We start from the raw sequence: 24394 nt of genomic DNA, 5'->3' as shown, positions 1-24394 counted from the left end.
GGGCCGACGGGCCGGGTAGACTCCTGCTCTCGTGAGTCTCACCCTCGGAATCGTCGGCCTGCCCAACGTCGGAAAGTCGACGCTGTTCAATGCGCTGACCCGCAACGACGTATTGGCAGCGAACTACCCGTTCGCCACCATCGAGCCGAATACCGGCGTCGTCCCGCTGCCCGATCCGAGGCTGGCCACGCTCGCCGGGATCTTCGGTTCCGAGCGTCAGCTCCCCGCCGTCGTGACGTTCGTGGATATCGCCGGCATCGTCAAGGGCGCGTCCGTGGGTGAGGGCCTGGGCAACAAGTTCCTGGCCAATATTCGTGAGGCCGACGCCATCTGCCAGGTCGTGCGCGTGTTCGCCGATGACGACGTGGTGCACGTCGACGGCAAGGTCGATCCCTTCGCCGATATCGAGGTCATCGAAACCGAGCTGATCCTCGCCGATATGCAGACCTTGGAGAAGGCGGTGGTGCGCCTCGACAAGGAAGCCCGCATCAAGAAGGACCGCAAGCCGGTCGCCGATGCGGCCAAGCAGGCGCAGGAAATCCTGGACAGCGGCCGCACCCTGTTCGCCGCGCAGAATGAGCTGGATGTGGAGCTCCTCAAGGAACTCTCCCTGCTCACCATCAAGCCGTTCCTCTATGTCTTCAATGCCGATGAATCGGTGCTGACCGACGAGGCGAAGAAGGCCGAACTCAAGGCCGCCGTCGCCCCCGCCGACGCCGTGTTCCTGGACGCCAAGATCGAGTCCGAACTCATCGAACTCGACGACGAGTCCGCCCTCGAACTGCTCGAGTCCATCGGCCAGTCCGAGCCCGGCCTGCACGCCCTGGCCCGCGCCGGCTTCCACACCCTCGGCCTGCAGACCTACCTGACCGCCGGACCCAAGGAATCCCGGGCCTGGACCATCCACCAGGGTGACACCGCGCCCAAGGCGGCGGGCGTCATCCACACCGACTTCGAACGCGGTTTCATCAAGGCCGAAATCGTCGCCTTCGACGACCTGGTCGAAGCGGGTTCCATGGCGGCGGCCAAGGCCGCGGGCAAGGTCCGCATCGAAGGCAAGGACTATGTCATGGCCGACGGCGACGTCGTGGAGTTCCGCTTCAACGTCTGACGTTCAGCGCGAACGCGAGCCCCCGCCCGGCATCCGGGTGGGGGCTCGCGTGCGTTTCAGCGGTGACCGCCGGCATCGCCTTCGTCGTGCCCGTTGCCCATATCGCCCTCTTGGTTGTGATCATCGGGGAAATTCGTGCAATAGGGGTTGTTCACGTCGGGGTACGGGCACATCTGGGAATTGGGGTCAGTACCCGAATCGTCTGGATCGGCGATGGCCACACCGCCGCCGAACGTCACCGCGATCATGGCTGCGGCGAGCCCTGTAGCCGCACGCTTGGCTCTCATGGTGGCCTCCTTGCGTCCAGTTCCCGAAGCGTCCGTAACACCGGAAGCTAGCCCACAGTTCGCTCGCAAACCATGGATGTTGCAGCACTGTGTTCCGGCGAGACCTGAACGAGACTCTCGGCGGTGTACCGGTCGGTTACCAGGGGCGTAGTAATACCTTCCGGCGCATAGGTATTCGGGCAGGGGCGGGGTCGCGGGGTGGTAGCGGACGGGCGGCTTGGAACCGGCTGAATGACACCTGTGAAATGCCGGGCGCGACGCGCGGGAAAGCGCTCGAAATTTACATGCCGCCTGCGGCGCGGTGCGCTGGTGTTCCGCTATCGTTCATCCCACTATCCGATGCTGCTACTGGCGCGCCAGGGCTGGTTCGTCGATTCCGGAGTGGGTGGCCGGGGCGGCCAATGCCTGACGCGACCCCCGACCGTCTCCGAAAGATCGAGGGAACGTGCCCGTACCCGTAACTCTGACCGGCCGTTTCGTACGGCTGGAACCCCTTGCGCCGCAGCATGCTTCGGGTCTCGTGGAGGCCGCGGCGGGGAATCGCGACGATTATGCGTTCACGCCTGTCCCGCACGGTGCGGACGAGGCGCTGGAATACATCGCCCAGGCGCTGGCCGGGCATGCCTCGGGGACCTCGCTCGCCTTCGCCATCGTCGCCGTGGCCGGCGGGCGGGTGCTGGGGTCGACCCGGTTCACTCGCTTCGACTATTGGCAGGGGCCGGTGGTGTGGCCCCTGGTTCACGGCGCACCCAGCGACGATCCGCTGCTGGCGGTGCCCGACGCCGCCGAGATCGGGAACACCTGGCTGTCCCGGGAAGCACGCGGTTCGGGCATCAATCTGGAGTCCAAACTGCTGTTGCTGCAGCACGCCTTCGAGGTGTGGCGGGTCAGGCGCATCGCCATGCGCGCCGATGTCCGGAACCTGCGCTCCCGCATGGCGATCGAGCGACTCGGCGCCACCAGTGACGGGGTGCGGCGGGCGCATTCGCGCGGGCTCGACGGGGAGGTGCGCAGTACGGCCTTCTACTCGATCCTGGAGGAGGAGTGGCCGACCGTGCGGGCCACCATCGAAGGGCAGCTGGCGGCGCTGCCGTCCCGGCGGCGCACGCGCAGCCGGCTGGTCGGCGCGTAGGCGCTCACACAGCACCGAACAACGATCGGATCGGCCGGAAGACCGGTCGGTCCGGTCGATGTTCGGCGACTATAATTCCGGGTGTTGCACTGGTCGGCGTCGAGGAAGACCTGTCCGAGTCTGGTGACTCGACGAGCCGGCACCATCTCGGATGACCAAGCCAGCAACCGTTCGCCCCGAAGGAGCGGCGCATGCCCGACCCCATGCGCACGAAAGTCTGCCTCGCCGACAACCTGTCCGGATCCCCGGTCCTGAGCCTGTTCCTCGTCCCCGAACCCCGCGTCCCCGGCGCCGGTGTCCTGCACCTGGTCGAGCAGACGACCCTCGCCGTGCGGACCCCGTTGTCCGCGACCCCGATTCCCTGCCCCAACCCGCATCTCATCGACTGGTTGCAGGAGCACGGCGCACCGAACATCCGGACCCGCTTCCGCGCTTTCGGCGAAGGCCGGCACGACCCGCACCGGGTGCACGTGGTGCTGCACGATCACTACATCGCCGACCCCGAGCCCATCGGCCTGGACATGGACGATCCGGACGAGATGACACGGCTCGCGCTGCTACCCGAGCACTGGCTGGGCCCGCGACGCATCGACGACTTCCACGACTACGCCGTGCGCACCGCGATGCTCGCGGTGTACCGGCACTTCGGCGTGGACCGTCGCATCCCGCTCATGTACCACGGGTACGCCGAACCCGAGGACGGCTGGTTCGAGATCCCGGCCGCGGAGGCCTGAGCCCCCGGCTAGTCGAAGGGCACCACGGTCAGCAGCCACCAGGGCCGCTGCGGTGAGCGGAACTCGAAGGTCTGCACGTACATCCGGCGTTCCTTGCGGGTCATCGGATCGTTCATCAGCACCGTGCGCTCATAGGGCGTGGCCGGGACCACCTCGGTGTCCCACAGCCGATCCCAGTCGGGGGAGCGGCGGGCCAGATTGACGATCTCCTCGACCCGCTCGGGCCGCAGCTCGGGGGCGGCGGCGCGGAACGCCGACACCATCACCTGCGCCTCGGCCTCCCAGTCGCCCAGCCGATAGCGGGCCATGGGTTCGAGCAGGATGGCGGTCATCAGATTCGCGCCCGGACCGGTGCCGGGGAACAGCTTCCGGAAGGCATCGTTCGCGGCGACCACGTCGTAGCCGCCGTCGTGCAGGCAGGCCGGATGCGGGAGGCTGTGTAGCACCGCGAGATCGGCGTCGGGCGGCGGAGAGGGGTCGAACACCCTGAGCAGTGTGCGGGATAGCTCTTCGGAATGACTTCGTATCGAGTTAAGCCGAATCACAAGACTGGGTACTGTCGCAGAATTTCTGCCATATTGAGAGCATCCTGTTTGGTTTTATTCGAAGTGGGTACGGGGGTCGGACACGGGAATGGCGCTCATACGGATCGGTGTGCTGGGTCCGCTGCACATCAGCATCGATGGACAGCGCGTGCCTCCAGGCGCGCCCATGCAGTGTGCCGTCCTGGGGCGACTCGTCGCCGCAGGTGGCCGGGTGGTGCCCACCGAACGGCTCATCGACGACCTCTGGCACGGCGACCCGCCCGCCAAAGCCGTTGCCGCGCTGCAGGTGTACATCCACAACCTGCGCCGCGTCTTCGAACCCGACCGACCGCGCCGGGCCCACTCGCGGATCATCGTGTCCGAGTCGCACGGCTACGCGCTCAACCTCGAGCCGAACCAAGTCGATTCCTGGCTCTTCGAACAGCTGCTGCACGGCCACGAGGCCGCCATGCGCGATCCCGCCCGCCGGCCCGATCCGCTCGAACAGGTGCGGGTGCTGGACTCCGCACTCGCCTGCTGGCACGGCGGGGCCTTCGAATCCTTCCCCGCCATGACCTGGGCCGCCCAGGAAACCGCCCGCCTGCAGGCGTTGAAGCTGACCGCCGCCGAACTGCGCGCGCAGGCGGCACTGGAAATGAACCGGCCCGCCGAAGTGGTGCTGGCCTTGCGGCCCATCCTCGAGGAACATCCGGGGCGAGAGGAATGCGCGCGACTGCTGGCCGTGGCCCAGTACCGGTTGGGGCAGTCGCTGGACGCGCTCGCCACCGTGCGCCGCAGCCGCGAATTCCTCACCCTCGAATTCGGCGTGGATCCCGGTCCCGGACTGCGGGATCTGGAGACCGCCATCCTCACCCACTCGGTGGACACCGAGACCGTCGTCCCGGTCCCGGTCGTGCGGCCCGCCGAACCCGAGCCCCTGCCCGCCCCGGAACCCCTGCCGGACAGCGGATATGCCGGCCAGCGCGACGCCGTGCTGGCCGCCGCCGAGGCCGCGGCCGCCGGGCATGTGCGCCTGGTCTGGCTCTCCGGTGAGGCCGGAGCCGGCAAGACCACCCTCGCCACCGCCATCACCACGCACCTGAGCGAACGCGGCTGGGCCACCGTCTTCGGCCGCTGCCCCGAGGTCGACTCCGCGCCGCCCGCCTGGTCCTGGGCCGAGGTGCTCACCGGCCTGGACGCCGCCGACCCCGAAACCTTCACCGCCGCCGACGCTTTCACCCTGGCCCGGCGGGTGGTCCGATCCTGCCGGGAACGCTCGGCGGGATCGCCGGTCGCCATCGTGCTCGAGGACGTGCACGGCGCCGACACCGCCACCCTGCAGGTGCTGCGGCAGGTGGTGAACTGGCTGCGCGACAGCCCGATCCTGATCGTGGCCACCCTGCGCGGCACCGAGGCCGGACCCGGCGTCCGCGACACCGCCGCCGCGCTGGCCCTGTTCACCGCCGACCGGATCGAACTCGACGGCCTCGACATGGCCGGCACCCGCCGGGCCGCGGCCGCGGCCGGACTCACCGCGCTCGACGACCGCACCGTCGAACTGCTGCGCCGCCGCACCGGCGGCAACCCGCTGTTCGTGCGCGAACTCGCCAAACTGGTTGCCACCCAGGGCACCACCGACGCCCTGCCCGACAGCGTGCGCGACCTGCTCGGCCGCCGGATCGCGCAGCTCCCGCCGGGCGTGGTGGATCTGCTGCGCCACCTCTCGGTCTGGGGTGACAGCGACATCGCCACCCTCGCGGCCTCCGCCGGACAGTCCGACGACACCGTCATCGACCTGATCGCCACCGCCGAATCGGCCCGCCTGCTGCGCACCGACCGTGCCGGACGCGTCGCCTTCGACCACGCGCTGGTCCGCGAAACCGTCTACTACGACCTGCCCGGCGTGCGCCGCACCCGGATGCACTGGGCCGCTTTCGAATACCTGCGCCGCGACCCGGACGCACCCGTCACCGAGCACCCCGCGGGACCGGACACGGGTTCCGGGCGACCGTCCACCCAGCACCGCACCGACGGCGCGGGCTTCCCGATCGCGGAGGACCGGACCCTGTCCGCCCTGCGCGGCGCGGACGAGGTGGTCGCGGCACTGCTCGGAATGCCCCGCTACGCCAACGGATCCCGGATCGACCGGACCCTGTCCGCGCTGCGCGGCGCCGACCAGGTCGCCGCCGCCCGCGACGCCCTGAACGGCCGCGGCCCGCAGGCCTACGCGCCCGCCAGGTCCGCCGCCTCGCTGCGGCTGGCCGACCTGTTCCGGGCCGGAATCAGCGGCGCCGCAGGGCAATCCGGCTCGACCGGCCGGGCCTACGGACGGTCCGCGATGGCCCTCGGTGGCGCCGGGGAAATCATGGCCGGAACCGCGGCCACCGGACTGAGCTCGGCCGCGACCGTCGGGGGCGTGGCCGAGCTCACCTCTCCGCCGGTGCCGCGCGGCCGGGACATCGACGCGCTCGCCCATCACGCCGCGCTCGGCGCCGATACCGAAACCGCCACGGTGGCACTGCCTTACGTACGCGCCGCGGCGCGGCGGTGCGTGGAACGACGGATGCGGGCCGACGCGGTCCGGCGGTGGCGATCGGTGCTGGCACTGCACGACCTGGCCGGACACACCGAGCACACCGCGACGCGCGCGGATCGGCTGGCCGTACTGGAGGCCCGCCGCGAGCTGGTGGTGGCACTGGCCTACGACGGACAGCACATCGCGGCCCGGGCCGCCCGCGCCCAAGCACTGGAACTGGCCGAATCCCTCGGCGGGACAGCGGTGCTCGCGCATGCCGTCACCTGCTGGCCGACACCGCTGATCTGGTCGGTGCACGACTGGCACACCCCGGACCCGGGCCTGCGGGCGCCGCTGCGCCTCGCCTCCGCCGATCCGGTCCAGCCGGTGCGCACCCGAGTCATGTTGCAGGTCACCGCCGTTTTCGATCGCGCCGTCGAGGATCCCTCCGCGGCCCGGGTGCTGGCCGCCACGGCCATGGCGCTGGCCGAGCCGCTCGACGATCCGGACCTGCTGTGCACGGTCCTCAACGCGCAGGCGTTCGCGGCGTTCGCGGCGGGCGGCTTCCTGCGCGCCCACGACCTGAAACGGTATGCCTCCCAGCTGCTGCGAATCTCCACCGAGGCCGAACTCACCGAATTCCGCGCGCTCGCACACTATCTGCTGTTCCGCGCCACCCTCGCCGACGCCGACCTGGTGTCCGCCGCCGAACACGCCGCCCAGGCGGGGGCGTACGCCACCGACGGGCAGCTGCGGCATCTGCTCGACGCCATCGCGCCCTTCGGCATGGTGCTGGAACTGTTGCGCGGCAACACCGATGAGGTACTGCGCCTGCTCGACCAGGGGCGACCGGACCTGGACGACCTGGTCGCGCGCTCCGGGGAGGGTGCGGCCGAACCGACCCGCGACGGCAACGCGCTGCACGTCGGCATCGCCGTCTCGATCGGCTGGCTGCGCGAGGACATGTCCGAGTACCTGGTCGATCTGCGTGAACGCACCGCGATCAAACCCGAACTGTTCATCCACGGATACGCGCTGGCCCTGGTGCACGCGGGCCGCCCGGAGGAGGCCCGCCGCACCCTGGCCGCCGCGCCCCCGCTGGCCCCGCAGTTCTGGTCCACCTTCACCGGCGTGAAGGCCCGGCTCGCCATCGCCCTCGACGATCCGGTCGAGGCGCGCGAGATCTACGGGCAGCTGCTGCCCTACGCGGGCACCGTCTGCGGGCTGGAGACCGGCGCCTCCGCGATGGGGCCGATGGACTTCGTCCTCGCCGAGCTGGCCACCTACCTCGGCGAACACGGACGGGCCGCCGCCCACCGGGCCGCCGGGGCGGAGTTGCAGGCCCGGCTGCGAGCCGAACTGGCCGAACTCGCGTCCGTGGGCCTGGGCCTGATGCGGGCCGGGCGGCTCGGGCCGATCCGGCGCCGGATCGAACCGAACGCGCTGGCCGACGAAGGAACTTCACAGCCGTGTGAGACGTCCTAACCTTCGAGGCCGATCGCCGGCCGGACGGGGGAGGGGCACATGACCATCGAGGATCGGCGCGCGCCGGACGGACGCCGCGAGCGCGCGGGGCGACCCGCACGCGGGGTGACCTCACGCCGAGCGCTCGCCGCCGCCCTCGCGGTGCTGGTGATCGGGGCGCTCGCCGGCGGGGGAGTGGCCGGTGTGCGCTGGTGGCAGCACGCGCATCCGGGCGCGATGCCTTTCAGCGGTCCGCGCACCCTGTCCGGCGGGCTGGTGCACGATTTTCCCGCCATCGATTCCACCGGCCTGACCGCCGCGCAGAACCGTGTGGTGGATGTGCTGCGACAACAATTCGACGAACAGAGCGGGCGCGACAAATACTCCGAGGGTATTGCCGAACCGTGGTGCGCGGACTTCGTGAGCTGGGTCATGCGCGCCGCCGGACAACCGTTGCACAATCCGAATTCCGGATCTTGGCGGATACCGGGCGTTTACACGTTGGAGGAGTACTACCGGGGGCAACACCGTTTCGAGGAGGCGAACGGTGGATATCTCCCGCATGTCGGGGATGTCGTGCTGTACTCCGATTCGAGTGTGTTCCATCAGCACACGAATATTGTGATCGCGGTGGATTCGGATACGATCACCACGGTGGGTGGCAATGAAGCCGGTGAATCCGGTGGCGTCGCCATCCATGAATTCCGCCCATCCGGCACAACGGGGCTGGTCGGTTTCGGGCGATTGGGAACACGCTGATTCCACATTCTGGAAACACGCGGGGCGGGGTGTACAACTGAGCGCACCTTCCGCTTACGATGGGTTTCGGCGGCGCCCGGCAGCGTCGCCGATCGATCCCTGTCCTGCTGCCCCCTCATCGGCAGGACAGGGGTCCCCGCCCGACGAAAGAGCTGGATGACGTTGTCCGACGCACCGACCTGGATCGAGTATGCCGAATTCGGCGAACGTTTCGTGGCGGCGGCGGTGACGGAATCCCGGATCGAATCCGCGGTCTCCAGCGTGGCGGGGCAGGGCATCACCATCGGCCCGTTCGGCATCGGGCCCGCCGGACTGGCCCGCTTCGTCGCCAAGGGCAGCATCGGCAAACCCACCGTCATTCGGCGCGCGCCGCACGTGCACTTCGACGTCATGCTCCCGGTCAGCCTGCGGGTCGACGTCACCCTCGGCGGACAGCGACTGCGGCTGGAAGCGGTCGTGGAGATCGACCTCACCATGCACGCGCGCACCGCCGATCCGCTGCTCATCGTCATCGACATTCCCCCGGTCACCGGCCGCGACGTCAGTTTCGTCATGCGCGCGCAGGCCATCGGCTCGGCGTGGGAAGTCCTGCTCAACCCGATCGCCCAGCTGGTGCAGCGCGAGGTCGCCAACCGCATCAACGCGATCCTGGCCGACCCGGTCTCGCAGCGCGGCCGCACCTTCGACGTACAGGCCATCCTCGACGGCACCCGGTCGGCGTACAAGGGCCGCACCACCCACGAATGGATCGGCTACGACGAGTTCGGGCACCGGTTCTTCGACCTGATCGTCACCGCGGATCGGGTGCGGCAGGTGGTGGAGTCCATGGCCGGCAAACCCATCGAGGTCGGGCCGCTGCGCACCGGGCCGGGCAACAAGGCCGAGGTCTGGGTGCAGGGCAGCGTGCGGCTCCCCAAGGTGGCTCCGGCCGCGGCGGTGGCCGTGACCCCGGCGCCCGTGCCGCGGATCGCCGAATTGCCCAGGGCCGCAGCCGAATCCGCGGTCGCCACCGCGGTGGCGGCGGAGGTTCACGATCCCGCGCTGGTACGTTTCGACCTCACCATTCCGGTGAGCCTGGAGATCAGCGTCGACGTGCTGAAGACCAACCGCTACAAGGCCGAGGTGCAGGTGCCGGTGGCGCTCACCGCGCGCGCCGCCGAACCGTTGCTGATCATCATCGACGCCGCCCCGCCGCGGGCCCGCGACATCGATCTGGAGATGACGGCCGAGGGCTGGCGGGCAGCCGCCCTGGGCAAGCTGGCGGGCATGCGCAAGCAGATCGCCGCGCAGGTGGCGATGGTCGTTCGGGCCGAGGTGGCGGACGTGTCGCGCCGCACCATCGATGTCGGCGCGCGGCTGAACGCCACCCGCGTCTGACCCTCTCGGGCGCCCACCGAATTCATAGCTATTTGTTCGCTGTCCGGCCGGTCGTGCCGGGTTTTCCATCGCTGTGACATATGGTGCCGATGTGCTCGATGAGTCTGGCGATTCCAATGTGAATATGGTGAAATGAGGGCACGTTCAGGGGCTCCCGGCGCGCAGATGATCTTGTTGTCATCGGGGAAGGTGCGCCGGGTACGCCGCAGGTGGATCGAACCGATCCAGAGCCAGACTCCTCCAGCACTCGATCGGAAAGTTCGACCAGCGAGTGTGTGAAGGAGCCGTGATGCGTTCTGCCCATGTCAATCGACGGAATTTCCTCTCCGGGGCATCGGCCCTGGCCGCCGGAATCACCGCCGGACTGAGCCTGCCGCCCGCCACCGCCGCCGCCAAGGAATCCCTCGGCACCCTGCTCGACTACGCCGGCGGCGTTCCCACAGCCCAATCCATCAGCGACGACGGACATCTCGGCGTCATCCGCTACGTCTCCGACCGGCGGCCCGGCGCGGAATGGATGGAAGGCAAACCCCTGCTCGCCCGCGAGGTCGACGCGCTGCGCGCGGCCGGACTGTCCGTGGTGTCCTGCTACCAGTTCGGCAAGGGCCCGACCGCCGACTGGCGCGGCGGCTACGCGGCCGGATTGAAGCACGCCGCACGGGGATTGGTGCTGCACAAGGCCGCGGGCGGCCCCGACAGCGCACCCATCTACGCCTCCATCGACGACAATCCCAGCGACGAAGACTTCGAATCGATGATCGAGCCCTACCTGCGCGGGTGGGAAACCGTCATCGGGCACGGCCGCACCGGCGTGTACGCCAACTCGCCGACCATCGACAACATTCGCGACACGGGCCTGGGTTCGTTCTTCTGGCAGCACAATTGGGGCACCCCGAAGGGTTTCGTGCACCCCGCCGCCACCCTGCACCAGTTCGAGATCGACAAGCGCGAGGTGGGCGGCATCTCGGTGGACGTCAACTCCGTACTGGCCCCGCAATACGGCCAGTGGTGGTGATAACCGACTCTCGTGTCCCGCTGCCGATGGCAGCGGGACACGAATATGAACAGGGAGTGGGTTAGGTCTGGCAGTGGCAGGTGGGGTCGCGCACCAGGTCCGGTTCTTCGGGGACGACCCGGAGCATGAGGTGGGGATCGGTGTGTTCGTTGTCGGAGCCGTTGGCGAAGGTATCGCCGTTGCCGTTCCAGGAGAACAGCGAGAACCGGGACAGGCCCGAGAAGGCGGATCCGAGGCTGGCGAACGACGCCGAGGAGATGAGAGAGCCGAACGAGCCCACCGACCCGATCGACAGCACCGAGCCCACGCTGCCGATGGACAGGATCGAATAGGCCGAGCCGATCGACAGGATCGATCCCTCCGAGCGAATCGAGAGGATCGATCGGCGCGAATGCAGTCCCCGCAGAGGGTGAGTCACAGCGGCCATACCTAGCGGTCTACCACAGGAATCCGGCTCTGCATACGATTTCGCCCCCGCCGCTTCCGGGCTTTCGCGCGGAGGGGACGGGGGCGAATTCTCGGCGTATGCCGAAACTAGACGGTGAAGAAGCCGATGGTCGGCAGGAAGGAGCAGGTGATCGGCTGCGCCTCCGGGTCGGACTGGGTGGTCAGCGAACCCGAGACGACGGCGACCACGCGACCCGAACCGGTGTTGGCGATGGCCGACAGGGTGGCCGGACCGTCCGGGTTGATCTTGGCGTCGTCGGTCAGGTTCATGGTGCCGGTGGCGCGGGTGTCCAGGTTCAGCCACTGCACGGTCATCGGCACCGGCTGCGGGTCGGTGGGCCGCTTGGTGCCCAGCGCGGTGAACACGAAACCGGCCTGACCCTGCGCGGGTCCCGGCGGGGGCAGCTGCGCGGGACCTGCGACGGCCAGCGCGGTGCCCACCGAGTCGGCGGAGGCGGAGATGCAGCCCTTGCCGATGGTCGGCCACAGGAACTGCGAGATGACCGGGCCGTCCTTCGGGATGTCCGGGCCGCCACCGCCGCTGCCGTCGAGGAAGGTGATGACCGCGAGCAGCGTGGTCTTCACCTGCGGCGGCAGGTTGCTGGTCTCCAGCAGCTGCTTGGCCTGGGCCAGGATGGCGTTCTTGGGGCCGGCATCGGCGATATCGGCGGGCCCGGCGGCCGCGCCCACGATGGCGGGAATCAGCGAGGCCAGGGCGTCGACCGGAACCCCTTCGGGGATCATCGGAATCGACACGGCACTCAGGGGCGCCGGCGCGGGCTTCGCGTCCGCCGCTGTCGGCACGGCAACGGTGGCGCAGGCCGCCAGGGCCAGCGCGGAGACTGTGAACCGCGTTCCTCGGGTGCGAAGCACTGGTGTAGCCGTCCTTACCTCGGGTACAACTAGCGGCGATGGAGCCCCATCGCTCCGCGCCACTCTAGGGATTCGGCTGCCGTGTTGTACAGCCACGGTGTGATCTTGGCGAACTCGATCAGCTGACGCTATCGAACGAGCGACCAGAATTCGTGTTACTGATGGGGCCAGTGATGCAAATGTTACAGCCGGGCCCGCGGTGGGCGTGACATTTCCCGCTACGACTAGGCTGGCCGGGGCCGCATGCCGCATTCGTGAGGCCCGCAGGCCGAGTACTCGCCTGGTGACCGCCCGAGCTGAAAGAACGTGCCGTGAATCGACACTTCCACATGGCCGCCGCGGCACTGGGTATTTCGGTGCTGGCCCGTCTCGTGTGGGTGCTGTTGCTGCCCAATGGCATGAACTTCGTGGATCTGCACGTCTATGTGGACGGCTCGGCGAATCTGTTCGGCGGGAACCTCTACGACTACACCGATTCCAGCAAGACGCCGGACTTCCCGCTGCCCTTCACCTATCCGCCGTTCGCGGCGCTGGTCTTCTATCCGCTGCACTTCCTGCCCTTCGGCGTGGTGGCCATCGGCTGGCTGCTGGCCACCGTGGCGGCGCTGTTCGGCGTGGTGTGGTTCGCGTTGGAGATGCTGATGGGCCGCGAGGCCATGCGCGAACAGCGGTGGCGCACAGCCGCGGTGGCGTGGACCGCGGTCGCCATGTGGCTGGAACCGGTCCGCACCACCTTCGACTACGGCCAGGTCAATGTGTTCCTGGTGCTGCTGGCGATGGTCGCGGTGCGCAGTGCCCGGTGGTGGGTGTCGGGCGCGCTGGTCGGCGTGGCGGCGGGCATCAAGCTGACCCCGGCGGTCACGGGGCTGTACTTCGCGGCCCGCAAACGCTGGGTGACGGCGATCTGGTCGGCGGTGGTGTTCTTCGGGACCATCGGGCTGACCTATCTGCTCACCCCGGGGGAGACCAACAAGTACTTCCGGGAGCTGCTCGGCGATGCCCGGCGGATCGGACCGGTGGGGTCCTCGACCAATCAGTCGCTGCGCGGCGCGCTCAGCCGCCTGCTCGGCCACGACGTGGTGTCGGGGCCGGTGTGGATCGCGGCGGTGCTGGTCACGGCGGTGCTCGCGTTCTTCGCGTGGCGTGCACTGGATTCCGACGACCGGCTCGGCACGCTGATCATCGTGCAGCTGTTCGGGCTGATGGTGTCGCCGATCTCGTGGTCGCACCACTGGATCTGGCTGATCCCGGTGATCCTATGGCTGGTCTACGGCCCGCTGCGCGAGGCCGCCGGGGCGCGGGTGCTGGCCGGGTACTGGCTGGTGGTCACGGTCATCGGGGTGCCGTGGGTGCTGGGGTTCTTCCAGGATTCGATCTGGACCATCTCGCGGCCGGGCATCCTGTCCTGGTTCGGCGCGGTGGACGTGATCGGTGTGCTGGCGCTGTTCGGGTGGATCATCCTCGCGGGCAGGCCGCGGCCGGATCGCGCGGCCGATGGGTCGCGTGCGCGGGAGACCATGCGACCCGCGATGTGATAGCTACGGTGTGAAATTCGCGCCGGCGGACCCGCGATGCCCTCGATTCTTGGGTGCGCGAATTAGTCATTAGTCCAGCTACCCTTATCCGCGCGCCGCAATGTCGCGCCGCACTTGCGTAGATCGCCAGCCGTGAACTCCGGTCGGTGACCCATCCGACCCGAAAGACCGTCTGTGAATCGACGTTTCCAGCTGGCTGCCGCCGCCCTCGGCATCTCGGTGCTGGCCCGCGTGGCGTGGGCGCTGTTCTGGCCCAGCAATCTGATCCTGGTGGACCTGCACGTCTACGTCGAGGGCGCCGCGAATCTGTTCCACGGGAACCTCTACGAATGGACCGATTCCAGTCGGTCACCACAATTTCCGCTGCCGTTCACGTATCCGCCGTTCGCGGCGCTGCTGTTGTATCCGCTGCATTTCCTGCCGTTCGGCGTGGTCGCCGTGGGCTGGCTGCTGGCCACCGTGGCCGCGTTGTTCGGCATCGTGTGGATCGCGCTCGAGATGATCGTGGGCCCGACCGCCATGCAGGAGCAGCGCTGGCGCACCGCCGCGGTGGCGTGGACCGCGGGCGGCATGTGGCTGGAGCCGGTGCGGTCCACCCTCGACTACGGCCAGGTGAATGTTTTCCTGGTGTTCATGGCGATGGCCGCGGCGCGCAGCTCGCGGTGGTGGCTGGCGGGCGCGTGGGTCGGTCTGGGCGCCGGCATCAAGCTCACCCCGGCCGTGACCGGGCTGTATTTCGTAGCCCGTCGGCAGTGGCTGGCGATCGCCGCGTCGGTCGGCGCGTTCCTGGCGACCATCGGACTGACGTACCTGCTCGCGCCGAACGAGACCAAGAAGTACTTCGGCGAATTGATCGGCGACCCGAAGCGCATCGGGCCGGTCGGTTCGGTGATCAACCAGTCCCTGCGCGGCGCGCTGAGCCGCTTGGCCGGTCACGACATCGGCGGCGGGCTGCTGTGGAAGTCGGCCGTGCTGGTGACGGCCGTGTTCGCGTTCTTCGCCTGGCGCGCACTGGCTTCCGACGACCGGCTCGGCACGCTGCTGATCGTGCAGCTGTTCGGCCTGCTGGCCGCGCCGATCTCCTGGTCGCACCACTGGATCTGCCTGGTCCCGCTGGTGCTGTGGCTGCGCTACGGCCCGCTGCGCGAGGCCGCCGGCGCTCGCCTGATGTACGCGTATTGGATGTTCAACACGATTGTCGGGATCGCGTGGTTCCTGGGCACCGTGCAGACGAATATGTGGGAAATCTCGCGTCCGGGCTATCTGGCATGGGCGGGCGCGGCGAATGCGCTCGGTGTGCTGGCGCTGTTCGCCTGGATCATCGCGGTGAAGCGGTTCAGCCCTGTGCCTCTAGTCGATCGATCTCCCGTGCGAGAGCCGTATCCAGTGGCGTGAGGCCGCCGGCGTCGTGGGTCGAGAGCGTGAAAGTGACTCGGCGCCAGCGGATATCGATATCCGGGTGGTGGTTGGCGGCCTCGGCCGCGACCGCCACCCGGCGCACCAGTTCGATGCCCGCCAGGAATGAGGCGGCCTGGACGGTGCGGGTGATGCTGTCGCCCGTACGGGACCATTCGGGCAGGTCTTTCAGGGCCTCGGCGATGTCGTCGTCGGAGAGCAACGCGGGTCTCATGATCCCGGTCTACTCCGGATTCAGGCCGCGCGTGCGACTTTGAGGTACTTCTTCAGTTCCTTGCCGCAACAGCCCTTGGCCTCGGCCTTCTGCATCCGCATGATGACCACAGGGCATTTCATGCACCGCGTTTTCTTGCGGCAGCATTTCTTCTTCGGCTTGAGACGCGAGACGTCCTTCGCCTTTACCTTGCCCATGTTGGTTAGCTTAACCTAACCTCTGCCCATTGAACAGGTGACCCGGGTCGCCCGGTAACATATTGCTCGCCGCATGCCCGGTGGAGTTCGCCATGTCTCTCAGTAGGCAAGCCCCACGCATGAGACCCATCCGGGTCGGCAACAGACTTTTCACCAGGAGGAATCAAACGTGTCGTCTGTCGAGTTCCGCAACGTCGCCATCGTGGCGCACGTCGACCACGGCAAGACAACACTGGTCGACGCCATGCTCCGGCAATCCGGTGCGTTCGCCGAACGCGCCGAACTCGTCGACCGAGTGATGGACTCCGGTGACCTCGAGCGCGAGAAGGGCATCACCATTCTCGCGAAGAACACCGCTGTTCACCGGCATAACGCCGACGGATCGGTCACCGTAATCAACGTCATCGACACCCCCGGCCACGCCGACTTCGGTGGTGAGGTCGAGCGCGGTCTGTCCATGGTGGACGGCGTCGTGCTGCTCGTCGACGCGTCCGAGGGTCCGCTGCCGCAGACCCGCTTCGTGCTGCGCAAGGCGCTCGCGGCCTCGCTGCCGGTGATCCTGGTGGTCAACAAGACCGACCGCCCGGACGCCCGCATCGAAGAGGTCGTCGAGGAATCCCACGACCTGCTGCTGGACCTGGCCTCCGACCTCGACGACGAGGCCTCCGAGGCCGCCGAGCTGGCCCTGGACCTGCCGGTCGTCTACGCCTCCGGCCGCGCGGGCGTCGCTTCCACCAAGCGCCCCGACAACGGCACCGTGCCGGACTCCGAGAACCTCGACGAGCTTTTCGAGATCCTCATGAAGTACGTGCCCGCCCCCAAGGGCGACGCCACCAAGCCGCTGCAGGCGCACGTCACCAACCTCGACGCCTCCCCGTTCCTGGGCCGCATCGGCCTGGTGCGCATCCACAACGGCACCCTGAAGAAGGGCCAGAACGTCGCGTGGATGCACGGTGACGGCGTCAAGACCGTCAAGATCACCGAGCTGCTCAAGACCGTCGGCGTAGAGCGTCAGCCCGGCGACGAGGCCGTGGCCGGCGACATCGTCGCCATCGCGGGCATCCCGGACATCATGATCGGCGACACCCTCGCCGACGTCGAGAACCCGGTCGCGCTGCCGCGCATCACCGTCGACGAGCCCGCGATCTCGGTCACCATCGGCACCAACACCTCGCCGCTGGTCGGCCGGGTGCAGGGGCACAAGCTGACCGCCCGCATGGTGAAGTCGCGCCTGGACCAGGAACTGGTCGGCAATGTGTCGCTGCGCGTGCTCGACATCGGCCGCCCGGACGCCTGGGAGGTGCAGGGTCGTGGTGAGCTGGCGCTGGCCATCCTGGTCGAGCAGATGCGCCGCGAGGGCTTCGAGCTGACCGTCGGCAAGCCGCAGGTGGTCACCAAGGTCGTCGACGGCAAGACCCACGAGCCGTTCGAAGAGCTGACCGTCGACTGCCCCGACGAGTACCTGGGCGCGGTCACCCAGCTGCTGGCCGCCCGCAAGGGCAAGATGGTCCAGATGAGCAACCACTCGGCCGGGTGGGTGCGCATGGAGTTCATCGTGCCGTCGCGCGGTCTGATCGGTTTCCGCACCGACTTCCTCACCGAGACCCGCGGCACCGGCATCGCCAACGCCGTGTTCGACGGTTACGCGCCGTGGGCCGGCGAGATCCGCGCCCGCCACACCGGTTCGCTGGTGTCCGACCGCAACGGCTCGGTCACCCCGTTCGCCATGATCCAGCTGGCCGACCGCGGTCAGTTCTTCGTGGAGCCGGGCGCGGACACCTACGAGGGCCACGTGGTCGGCATCAACCCGCGGTCCGAGGACCTCGACGTCAACGTCACCCGCGAGAAGAAGCTGACCAACATGCGGTCCGCCACCGCCGACGTGTTCGAGACCCTGGCCAAGCCGCTGCAGCTGGAGCTGGAGTCGGCGATGGAGTTCTGCACGGACGACGAGTGCGTCGAGGTCACCCCGGAGATCGTGCGTGTGCGCAAGGTCACCCTGAGTGCCACCGACCGTCAGCGTGAGATCTCCCGCCGCAAGGCGCGGGACCGGGCTGCCCAGTAGCTCTAGAATCGCCACGCCGGGGGCCGACCGCAAGCTTCACAGAGGCTTGCCGTCGGCCTCCGGCGTACCGCGATGATGTGCTGACCCACAATCCGAAGGCCCCACCGCTGGTCAACCGCACCCCGGTGTTCGCGGCCCGCCCCGGTCTGGACTGACGGAGCGGGGGAGCGAAGCGGAGGAGCGGAGGAGGGAAGACCGGGGTTACGAGGGCCGCGAACCGCCCGGAGCGAAGCGGAGGGCAAATTGGATATAGAGTGCCGAACGTGATGACCGGGGGCCGGAAGCGCGCATCGTTGCGCGCGGTGCTTGTGATGGTGGCGACCCTGCTGGCGGTCGCGACCGGCTGCACCGCGAATCCGCCGCCGCCCATCGAGTCCACGGACTCTCCCAAGACGCAGCCCGCCAAGCCCGGGAAGAACTCGGTCGTGGTGGCGGTCGACGACATCGGGATCGGGTTCAATCCGCATCTGCGCTCGCAGCAGTCGCCGGCGACGGCGGCGGTGGCGTCCATGGTGTTGCCGAGTCCGTTCAAGGCCGCGCCGACGCCGGGGGTGCCGGGCGGGACCGACTGGAATCTGAATCCGGCGCTGATGGTGTCGGCGGACGTGAGCGCGCAGGATCCGTTCACGATCACCTACCAGATCAAGAACGAGGCGTCCTGGTCCGACGGCGCTCCGATCGCCGCCGAGGACTTCAAATACCTGTGGCAGCAGATGATCACGCAGCCGGGCACGGTGGATCCGGCCGGCTATCGGTTGATCTCGGATGTCAGTTCCTCGGCGGGCGGCAAGACCGTGACCGTCACCCTGACCCAGCCGTATCCCGCGTGGCGGCAACTGTTCACCGATCTGCTGCCCCAGCATCTGGTGAAGGACAGCGGTTTCGAGCAGGGCCTGGTCGACACCATCCGGATCTCGGGCGGCCAGTTCCGGATCAAGCAGGCCGATCGCGGCCGCGAGGAGATCCTGCTCGAACGCAATGACCGCTACTGGGGTCAGCCCGCGGTGCCGGATCAGATCCTGTTGCGGCGCGGCGGAACTCCCGCGCAGGTGGCCGAGTCGCTGCGGGTCGGGGACGCGCAGATGGCGCTGGTGCACGGCGGGGTGGCGTTGCAGGCGCAGCTGGCGGCGATCCCGTCGGTGCGCACGGCGGTGATGGCGCAGTCGCGGGAGATGTCGCTGGTGCTCAACGGCCGCGGCGGGGATCTGGCCGATGTGCGGGTGCGGCGCGCGGTGCTGGCGCTGCTGGATCCGGTGTTGCTGGCCACGGTCGGCGCGCAGACCGGCAGCTGGGTGGAACCGGTTCGGGCGCAGGTGCTTTCGCCGTCGGATCCGGGGTACGCGGCGACGCAGCCGCCACGGATGCCGCAGGAGGAGGCCTTCGGGTTGCTGGCCGAGGCCGGGTTCGCCCGGGCCGCCGAGACGCCCGCGGTGCCGTCGGCGACCTCGCCCGCGCCGCAGCCGCGGCCGCTGGCCAAGAACGGCAAGTCGCTGACGGTGCGCCTGGGCGCGGTGGACGGCGACACCACGACGCTGGCGGTGGCCAATACCGCGGCGGACCAATTGCGCAGTGCCGGAATCGATGTCATCGTGCGCAGCGTCACGGCCGCGCAGCTGTACGGCAAGGAACTGACCGAGGCCGGGATCGACGCGGTGGTCGGCTGGGAGCGCACCGGCGAGGATCCGGCGACCGTGCTGGCCTCGCGGTATGGGTGCGCGCCGGTGGCCCCGCCGGGTGACAACGGTGACACCACCGTGGCGGACGGCGCGAAGAAGTCGCCGTCGAATCTGTCGGGGGTCTGTGATCCGGGCTTGCAGCCGGGCATCGACGCCGCGCTGCGCGGCATCGACCCGGGCAAGGTGATCGCCGAGACCGAGCCCCGGCTGTGGGAGCTGGCGACCGTGCTGCCCATCGTGCAGGACACCCAGGTGGCCGCCGCGGGCCCGCGCGTGGACGGGGCCTCGCTGAGCGGTGCCATCCAGACCGGCATCTTCGCGGATGCCGCCAATTGGCGGAGGCTGCCGTGACCCACGATTCCGCGCGACACGGGCTGCTGCTGGTGCACGCGCACCCCGACGACGAGTCCATCACCACCGGCGGCACCATCGCCCACTATCGCCGGCGCGGCGTCCCGGTCACAGTGGTGACCTGCACGCTCGGCGAGGAGGGTGAGGTCATCGGGGACGAGTACGCGCACCTGGTGGCCGGGTCGGCCGATCAGCTGGGCGGTTACCGGATCGCCGAACTGTCCAGGGCCCTGAACGAATTGGATGTGGACGCACCGCATTTCCTGGGCGGCGCGGGCCGCTGGCGGGACTCCGGCATGGCCGGTACGCCGTCGGCACGCAATCCGCGGGCCTTCGTGAACTCCGGGAACGCGGCGTCGGACGCGCTGGTGCAGGTGTTGCTGGAGCTGCGGCCGCGGGTGGTGATCGGCTACGACCCGCGCGGCGGGTACGGGCATCCCGATCACATTCGCGCGCACGAGATCACGATGGCCGCGGTGGACGCCGCCTCGGATTGGGGTTGGACGGTTCCGAAGGTGTACTGGACGGTCACCGACGCCTCCGTGCTGGCGATGCACACCGAGGCATTGAAGCGCCGCACCGTGGATCAGCTGCCGGGTGCGCTGCCACGGGGCTGGCGGCTGCCACACGATGGCGAATTGGCTTGTGTCCCGGCGGAATCGGTGACCACCACGGTGGACGTGTCGGATGTGCTGGCGGCCAAGCGGGCGGCGCTGCGGGCGCACGCCACCCAGGTGACGGTGGCCCCCTCGGGGCGGGATTTCGCGCTGTCGAACGACGTCGCCCAGCCGGTGCTGCCGGAGGAGCACTACATTCTGGTGCGGGGCGAGCGCGGCCCGCTCGGCCCCGACGGTCGGGAACATGATCTCTTCGGCGGGCTGGAATGAGAGACTGAGGCTATGTACAACTGGGACCTCCAGAACGCGATCGCGGCGTTCGTCGAGAGCCAGCGCCCTTACTTCGAGTGGCAGCACGAGCTGTACCTGTCGGTGCTGTACGGCTTCGTGGACATGCAGAGTCACCTGCTGACGCTGCTCGGTTTCCCGCCGGTGCCGTGACGGCGGCCGTCGGAGCCCGCTCGGGTGACCCGGTGCTCGGCGCGCGACCCGGCCGTACCGCACTCAATGCGGTGATCGCCGGGTTGCTGCTGATCGACGCGGTGATCACGCTCGGCCTCGAAGTGCTCTTCCTGCCCATCTACGCCGGGCAGGCCAAGATTCCGGAGCCCGCGCCGGTGCAGGCGGCGGGTTCGCTGGCGTCGAGCATGACCTCGGGCGCGATCCCGGTGCCGATCGCGGCTTTGGTGGCCGCGGTCGTGAACGTGCTGCTGGTGATGGGCATGGGCGTGGCGACCAAACGGATCGGTGTGATGGCGCTGCCGATCCTGGTGTGGGCGTTGGGCTTCCTGATCTGCGCCGGTTTCAGCCCGAGCGGCTACGCGCTGCTGATGGGCGACTGGCCGACCATGCTGCTGCTGATCTGCGGACTGTTGCCCGCCGGCATGTACCTCTATTACCGCGCGACCGCGCGCCTGGCCGCCGCCGGAGCCTGATTCTTCGCGGCTCTGTCACACTTCGCCGTGCTGTCTCGTCGTTCTCATGACTCGCACTCACGATCAGGAACGAGGGAACACCATGGGATTCGACGCACTGCGCAACACCGTCCGGGGCCGTGTGCTGGAATCCGGTGACGCGGACTTCGATCGGGTCGCGCGGCCGTGGAGCCTGGCGGTGACCCAGCCGGTGGCCGCCGTGGCCGAGGTCGCCGACGCCGAGGATGTGGCCGCGGTGCTGCGGCACGCGCGCGCGGCCGGATGCCCGGTGGTGACCCAGCCGACCGGGCACGGCGCCGCGGGCGGGGTGGAGAACGCGATCCTGGTGCGCACCGGTGCGCTGGACCGGGTCGAGATCGATCCGGTCGCGCGGGTGGCGCGGGTCGGCGCGGGCGTGCAGTGGGGCCGGGTGCAGGCGGCCGCGGCCGAGCACGGGCTGACCGGTCTGGCGGGCAGCAATCCGGTGGTCGGGGTGACCGGCTACACGCTGGGCGGCGGCGCGGGCTGGTTCGCCCGCAAGTTCGGGTGGGCGTCGAACGCGGTGCGCGCCTTCGAGATCGTGGACGCCGACGGTCGCCCGGCGCGGGTGACCGCAGACAGCGATCCGGACCTGTTCTGGGCATTGTCCGGCGGCGGTGGCGATTTCGCCGTGCTGACCGGCCTCGAGTTCGAGCTGTTCCCGATGCCGGCGCTGTACGGCGGCCGCGTCATGTGGCCGGCCGAGCGGCTGCCGGAAGTGTGGGATGCGTTCCGCGCGTTGACTTCCGATGCGCCCGACGAGTTGTCGGTGTGGTTCCAGCGTTTCCAGTTCCCGCAGTCGCCGGAGATGGTGGCCCTCGATGTCGCCTATCTGGGTGACCCCGGCGCGGGCGCGGAGCTGGTGTCGGTGCTGGACCGGATCGGGGGCGCGGTCGCGGACCAGCGCGGGGCGTTGTCGGTCGCGGACATCGGCGACATCACCTCCGAGCCGACCGATCCCAGCCCGGCCATCGGCCGCACCGAACTGCTGCCCGCGCTGACCCCGGAGGCGGAGAAGATCCTGCTCGGCGAATCCGTTGCGCCACTGGCCAATATCCAGGTGCGGCACCTGGGCGGCGCGCTGGCCGGGCCCGCGGCGGGTGCGCGCGGCCCGCTCGGCGAGGGCTATCTCGTCTACCTGCTGGGCCTGGGGCTGCCGCAGCTGCGTGACGCGGTGCACGCCAAGCTGGACACGTTCGGCACGCAGCTGGGCGGTCAGATCAGCGGGAGCAAGCCGTTCACGTTCCTGGCTCCGGGCGAGTCGGCGGCCGCGGCCTTCGACCCGGCGACCCTGGACCGCCTCCGCGCCGTCAAGCGAGACCGCGACCCGCACAACGTGATTCGCGCCAACTACCCGGTGCTGGGCTGACCCTGCTCACCGGCCGGCCGGGACCCCGAGCTGTCCCGGCGTGACGGCCTCGATGAGCTCCCACGCCTGAGCCAGTGGCAGGTCGATGACGTGGTACCGCTTCTTGCCCGCCGCCGAGGCCGCCACCACGGTGGCGACGCCCGCGCGGCGCTGGAAGAAGGTCTGGCGCACGGTCCAGCCGATCACGCCGGGCGCTTCGAGGCAGTCGCGGTCCCGGTCCAGGCAGCCGCTGCGGGTGATGAGCCAGGCCGGATTGCCGTCGGCGGCGGGCAGCACGGCGTGGCCGAGGCCGCGATAGCGATCCCACGCCAGGGCGACGGCGAACGGTACCGCGACCACCAGCACGACCCACAGCCAAGTCGGGATATGGCCTCCCGCAAGGGAAATGGCGAGCATGACCACCGCCGCGGCCGCGAGCGGACCCAGCGCGCGAGAGTAACGGCGGCGGTGCGCCGCCGGCCCGTGCGGGCGCAGCGGCACGGTGACCAGTGCCGGGGGCAGCATGCCGTTCGAGGTCGCGGCGGCTGCGGCATCCGCCCCGGTGCCGGGTGCGGGGACCGGGCCCGGCACCGGGGCGGGGGCGGCGGAGATATGTTGCGCTGCAACCGGTAACGGTGCGGTGGAGGGGGTATGGGTCGGCGGGCCTGCGGGAGGCTGGGCCCGGGCGGTCCCCAGCAGGTGGGCGAGGGTCGCGTGGACGGCGGTGCGCGGGGCCTGCGGCAGGATCTTCTGGCGCGGGCTGGTGCCGGTCATGATGGCCTCGAGCTCGGCGGCGCGGGCCAGGCGCAGCAGCAGTGGCTCGTTGACGGTGGCGCCGCGCAGGCGGGCCAGGTCGAGGGTGGTCTGGCGGGTGGTGAACAGGCCGTGCCGGATGGTGAGGGTCTTGCCGTCGTCGAGGACCTGCAGGCCGAACCAGGTCATCAGGTAGCGGGCGCAGGCGGCCACGCTGACCACGACCACGAGCAGCACCACGAGCAGGGCGATCACGCCGGCGATGACGCCCGCGCTGCGGTGGCCGACGTCCTGGACCGTGCCGGACTTCAGGAAGATCTGCGCGAAGCCGTACTGGAACGCCAGACCCACGACCGGGGCGACGATCGCGAAGCCGGTCAGCGAGAGCGGGGCGTAGCGCACCCAATCCGGTTGCCAGCGTGCGATTTCCACGGCCGGGCGGTCCGGTGTCGCACCGGGCGCGGCCGTTTCGGGCGTGATCGCCGGTGCGTCGGCGGCTTCGGCGCCCCCGCGGGTGTGGGCGAGCAGCGCGGTCCGCAGCTGCGGCACCAGTTTCGCGTCCAGGGAATCCAGTTTGAACTGTTCCCGCTTGTCGACGTGCTGCCCGGTGCCGATGGACAGCACCGCCAGTCCGAGCGCCCGGTGCAGCAGGTCGGCTTCCACGTCCACCGAGCGAACCCGGTTGCGCGGCACCGACAGTCGTTTGCGCTGGATCAGTCCGGTGCGCAGTTCCACCTGGTCGCCGGTGATGCGGTAGGTGGTGGTGAACCAGCGGGTGAGCGCGATGGCCACGATGACCGCGACGACGGTGAGGCTCCACAGCGGGTTGTCGGCGCGTGCCCCGGCGACCAGGGTGGCGATCAGTACCGGAATGAATCGGATGAGTTCGGTGACCGGGTGCACCAGCAGCATCCGTTTGTCGAGGCGCTGCCAGGTCTCGCCGGCCGCTGCGGCGGCCCCCGGGAGCGGCGAAAGCTGTTCCGTCGGATAGGAATCCGAGTAGCTGTTCGGATCCTGGTGCGGCGGCATGC

At 69.3% G+C, this 24394-nt stretch carries 22 protein-coding genes; 15 read left to right on the top strand and 7 right to left on the bottom strand.

Annotated features, from left to right (window positions below; translation table 11 throughout):
- Positions 1–31 precede the first annotated feature (31 nt).
- Positions 32–1111 (top strand): redox-regulated ATPase YchF, encoded by a 1080-nt coding sequence (ychF, locus tag ACYVKL_RS14970; RefSeq protein WP_379163551.1) that lies wholly within the window; start codon positions 32–34, stop codon positions 1109–1111.
- Positions 1112–1167: 56 nt separating this feature from the next.
- Here the strand turns inward: ychF and ACYVKL_RS14965 are convergent, their stop codons facing one another.
- Positions 1168–1398: a hypothetical protein gene (locus ACYVKL_RS14965; protein WP_379163548.1), complete on the bottom strand. Its 231-nt coding sequence runs from the start codon at positions 1396–1398 to the stop codon at positions 1168–1170.
- 445 nt (positions 1399–1843) lie between these two features.
- On the opposite strand from ACYVKL_RS14965, the gene ACYVKL_RS14960 reads away from it, so the two are divergent.
- Positions 1844–2530, top strand: a complete 687-nt coding sequence (locus ACYVKL_RS14960) for a GNAT family N-acetyltransferase (RefSeq protein ID WP_379163545.1) — start codon at positions 1844–1846, stop codon at positions 2528–2530.
- 191 nt (positions 2531–2721) lie between these two features.
- Positions 2722–3264 carry a hypothetical protein gene (locus tag ACYVKL_RS14955; protein ID WP_379163542.1) on the top strand — a complete coding sequence of 181 codons (543 nt, stop codon included), beginning with the start codon at positions 2722–2724 and terminating at the stop codon, positions 3262–3264.
- A gap of 8 nt (positions 3265–3272) precedes the next feature.
- Here the strand turns inward: ACYVKL_RS14955 and ACYVKL_RS14950 are convergent, their stop codons facing one another.
- A complete protein-coding gene (locus tag ACYVKL_RS14950) occupies positions 3273–3749 on the bottom strand; it encodes an MmyB family transcriptional regulator (RefSeq protein ID WP_357191258.1) in 477 nt (158 codons plus the stop codon).
- A 148-nt stretch (positions 3750–3897) separates the two neighbouring features.
- On the opposite strand from ACYVKL_RS14950, the gene ACYVKL_RS14945 reads away from it, so the two are divergent.
- The 4 genes from ACYVKL_RS14945 to ACYVKL_RS14930 all read left to right on the top strand — a co-directional run bounded on the left by ACYVKL_RS14945 (position 3898) and on the right by ACYVKL_RS14930 (position 10918).
- Positions 3898–7788 carry an ATP-binding protein gene (locus tag ACYVKL_RS14945; RefSeq protein WP_379163539.1) on the top strand — a complete coding sequence of 1297 codons (3891 nt, stop codon included), beginning with the start codon at positions 3898–3900 and terminating at the stop codon, positions 7786–7788.
- A 39-nt stretch (positions 7789–7827) separates the two neighbouring features.
- A complete protein-coding gene (locus ACYVKL_RS14940) occupies positions 7828–8526 on the top strand; it encodes a CHAP domain-containing protein (RefSeq protein WP_379163536.1) in 699 nt (232 codons plus the stop codon).
- Positions 8527–8682: 156 nt separating this feature from the next.
- A complete protein-coding gene (locus tag ACYVKL_RS14935) occupies positions 8683–9903 on the top strand; it encodes a hypothetical protein (RefSeq protein ID WP_379163533.1) in 1221 nt (406 codons plus the stop codon).
- Between the two features lie 289 nt (positions 9904–10192).
- Positions 10193–10918 (top strand): DUF1906 domain-containing protein, encoded by a 726-nt coding sequence (locus ACYVKL_RS14930; protein WP_379163530.1) that lies wholly within the window; start codon positions 10193–10195, stop codon positions 10916–10918.
- A gap of 61 nt (positions 10919–10979) precedes the next feature.
- Here the strand turns inward: ACYVKL_RS14930 and ACYVKL_RS14925 are convergent, their stop codons facing one another.
- Complete coding sequence (locus ACYVKL_RS14925) at positions 10980–11345, bottom strand: hypothetical protein (RefSeq protein WP_379163527.1); 366 nt, start codon at positions 11343–11345, stop codon at positions 10980–10982.
- A gap of 107 nt (positions 11346–11452) precedes the next feature.
- The gene (locus tag ACYVKL_RS14920; protein WP_213559604.1) at positions 11453–12238 is read right to left on the bottom strand and encodes an Rv1157c family protein; all 786 of its coding nucleotides are present in this window, start codon (positions 12236–12238) and stop codon (positions 11453–11455) included.
- Between the two features lie 329 nt (positions 12239–12567).
- On the opposite strand from ACYVKL_RS14920, the gene ACYVKL_RS14915 reads away from it, so the two are divergent.
- Together ACYVKL_RS14915 and ACYVKL_RS14910 are read left to right on the top strand one after the other, a co-directional pair.
- On the top strand, positions 12568–13773 hold the full coding sequence (locus tag ACYVKL_RS14915; protein ID WP_379165741.1) for a mannosyltransferase: 1206 nt from the start codon (positions 12568–12570) through the stop codon (positions 13771–13773).
- 174 nt (positions 13774–13947) lie between these two features.
- Positions 13948–15168: a mannosyltransferase gene (locus ACYVKL_RS14910; protein WP_379163524.1), complete on the top strand. Its 1221-nt coding sequence runs from the start codon at positions 13948–13950 to the stop codon at positions 15166–15168.
- On the opposite strand, the gene ACYVKL_RS14905 is transcribed toward ACYVKL_RS14910, so the two are convergent.
- On the bottom strand, positions 15110–15403 hold the full coding sequence (locus ACYVKL_RS14905; protein ID WP_379163521.1) for a 4a-hydroxytetrahydrobiopterin dehydratase: 294 nt from the start codon (positions 15401–15403) through the stop codon (positions 15110–15112). The genes ACYVKL_RS14910 and ACYVKL_RS14905 overlap by 59 nt on opposite strands.
- 20 nt (positions 15404–15423) lie before the next feature.
- Positions 15424–15600 carry a hypothetical protein gene (locus tag ACYVKL_RS14900; RefSeq protein ID WP_213559606.1) on the bottom strand — a complete coding sequence of 59 codons (177 nt, stop codon included), beginning with the start codon at positions 15598–15600 and terminating at the stop codon, positions 15424–15426.
- A 169-nt stretch (positions 15601–15769) separates the two neighbouring features.
- On the opposite strand from ACYVKL_RS14900, the gene typA reads away from it, so the two are divergent.
- From typA to ACYVKL_RS14870, 6 genes are all read left to right on the top strand, one after another.
- On the top strand, positions 15770–17665 hold the full coding sequence (typA, locus tag ACYVKL_RS14895; RefSeq protein WP_379163517.1) for a translational GTPase TypA: 1896 nt from the start codon (positions 15770–15772) through the stop codon (positions 17663–17665).
- 266 nt (positions 17666–17931) lie between these two features.
- Positions 17932–19692 carry an ABC transporter family substrate-binding protein gene (locus ACYVKL_RS14890; protein ID WP_379163514.1) on the top strand — a complete coding sequence of 587 codons (1761 nt, stop codon included), beginning with the start codon at positions 17932–17934 and terminating at the stop codon, positions 19690–19692.
- A complete protein-coding gene (mshB, locus tag ACYVKL_RS14885) occupies positions 19689–20579 on the top strand; it encodes an N-acetyl-1-D-myo-inositol-2-amino-2-deoxy-alpha-D-glucopyranoside deacetylase (RefSeq protein WP_213559609.1) in 891 nt (296 codons plus the stop codon). Before ACYVKL_RS14890 ends, mshB begins: the two co-directional genes overlap by 4 nt.
- A gap of 12 nt (positions 20580–20591) precedes the next feature.
- On the top strand, positions 20592–20750 hold the full coding sequence (locus tag ACYVKL_RS14880; protein ID WP_167333469.1) for a hypothetical protein: 159 nt from the start codon (positions 20592–20594) through the stop codon (positions 20748–20750).
- Positions 20747–21244: a hypothetical protein gene (locus ACYVKL_RS14875; RefSeq protein WP_246598385.1), complete on the top strand. Its 498-nt coding sequence runs from the start codon at positions 20747–20749 to the stop codon at positions 21242–21244. The genes ACYVKL_RS14880 and ACYVKL_RS14875 overlap by 4 nt, the downstream gene beginning before the upstream one ends.
- A gap of 46 nt (positions 21245–21290) precedes the next feature.
- Positions 21291–22631, top strand: a complete 1341-nt coding sequence (locus ACYVKL_RS14870) for an FAD-binding oxidoreductase (protein WP_379163510.1) — start codon at positions 21291–21293, stop codon at positions 22629–22631.
- A 6-nt stretch (positions 22632–22637) separates the two neighbouring features.
- On the opposite strand, the gene ACYVKL_RS14865 is transcribed toward ACYVKL_RS14870, so the two are convergent.
- Positions 22638–24392, bottom strand: a complete 1755-nt coding sequence (locus ACYVKL_RS14865) for a PH domain-containing protein (protein WP_379165740.1) — start codon at positions 24390–24392, stop codon at positions 22638–22640.
- Between the last annotated feature and the right edge of the window lie 2 nt (positions 24393–24394).

The organism is Nocardia tengchongensis (assembly GCF_054781395.1).
The sequence above is the reverse complement of the archived record's forward strand: the minus strand, read 5'-3'. Positions and strand labels throughout refer to the sequence as shown.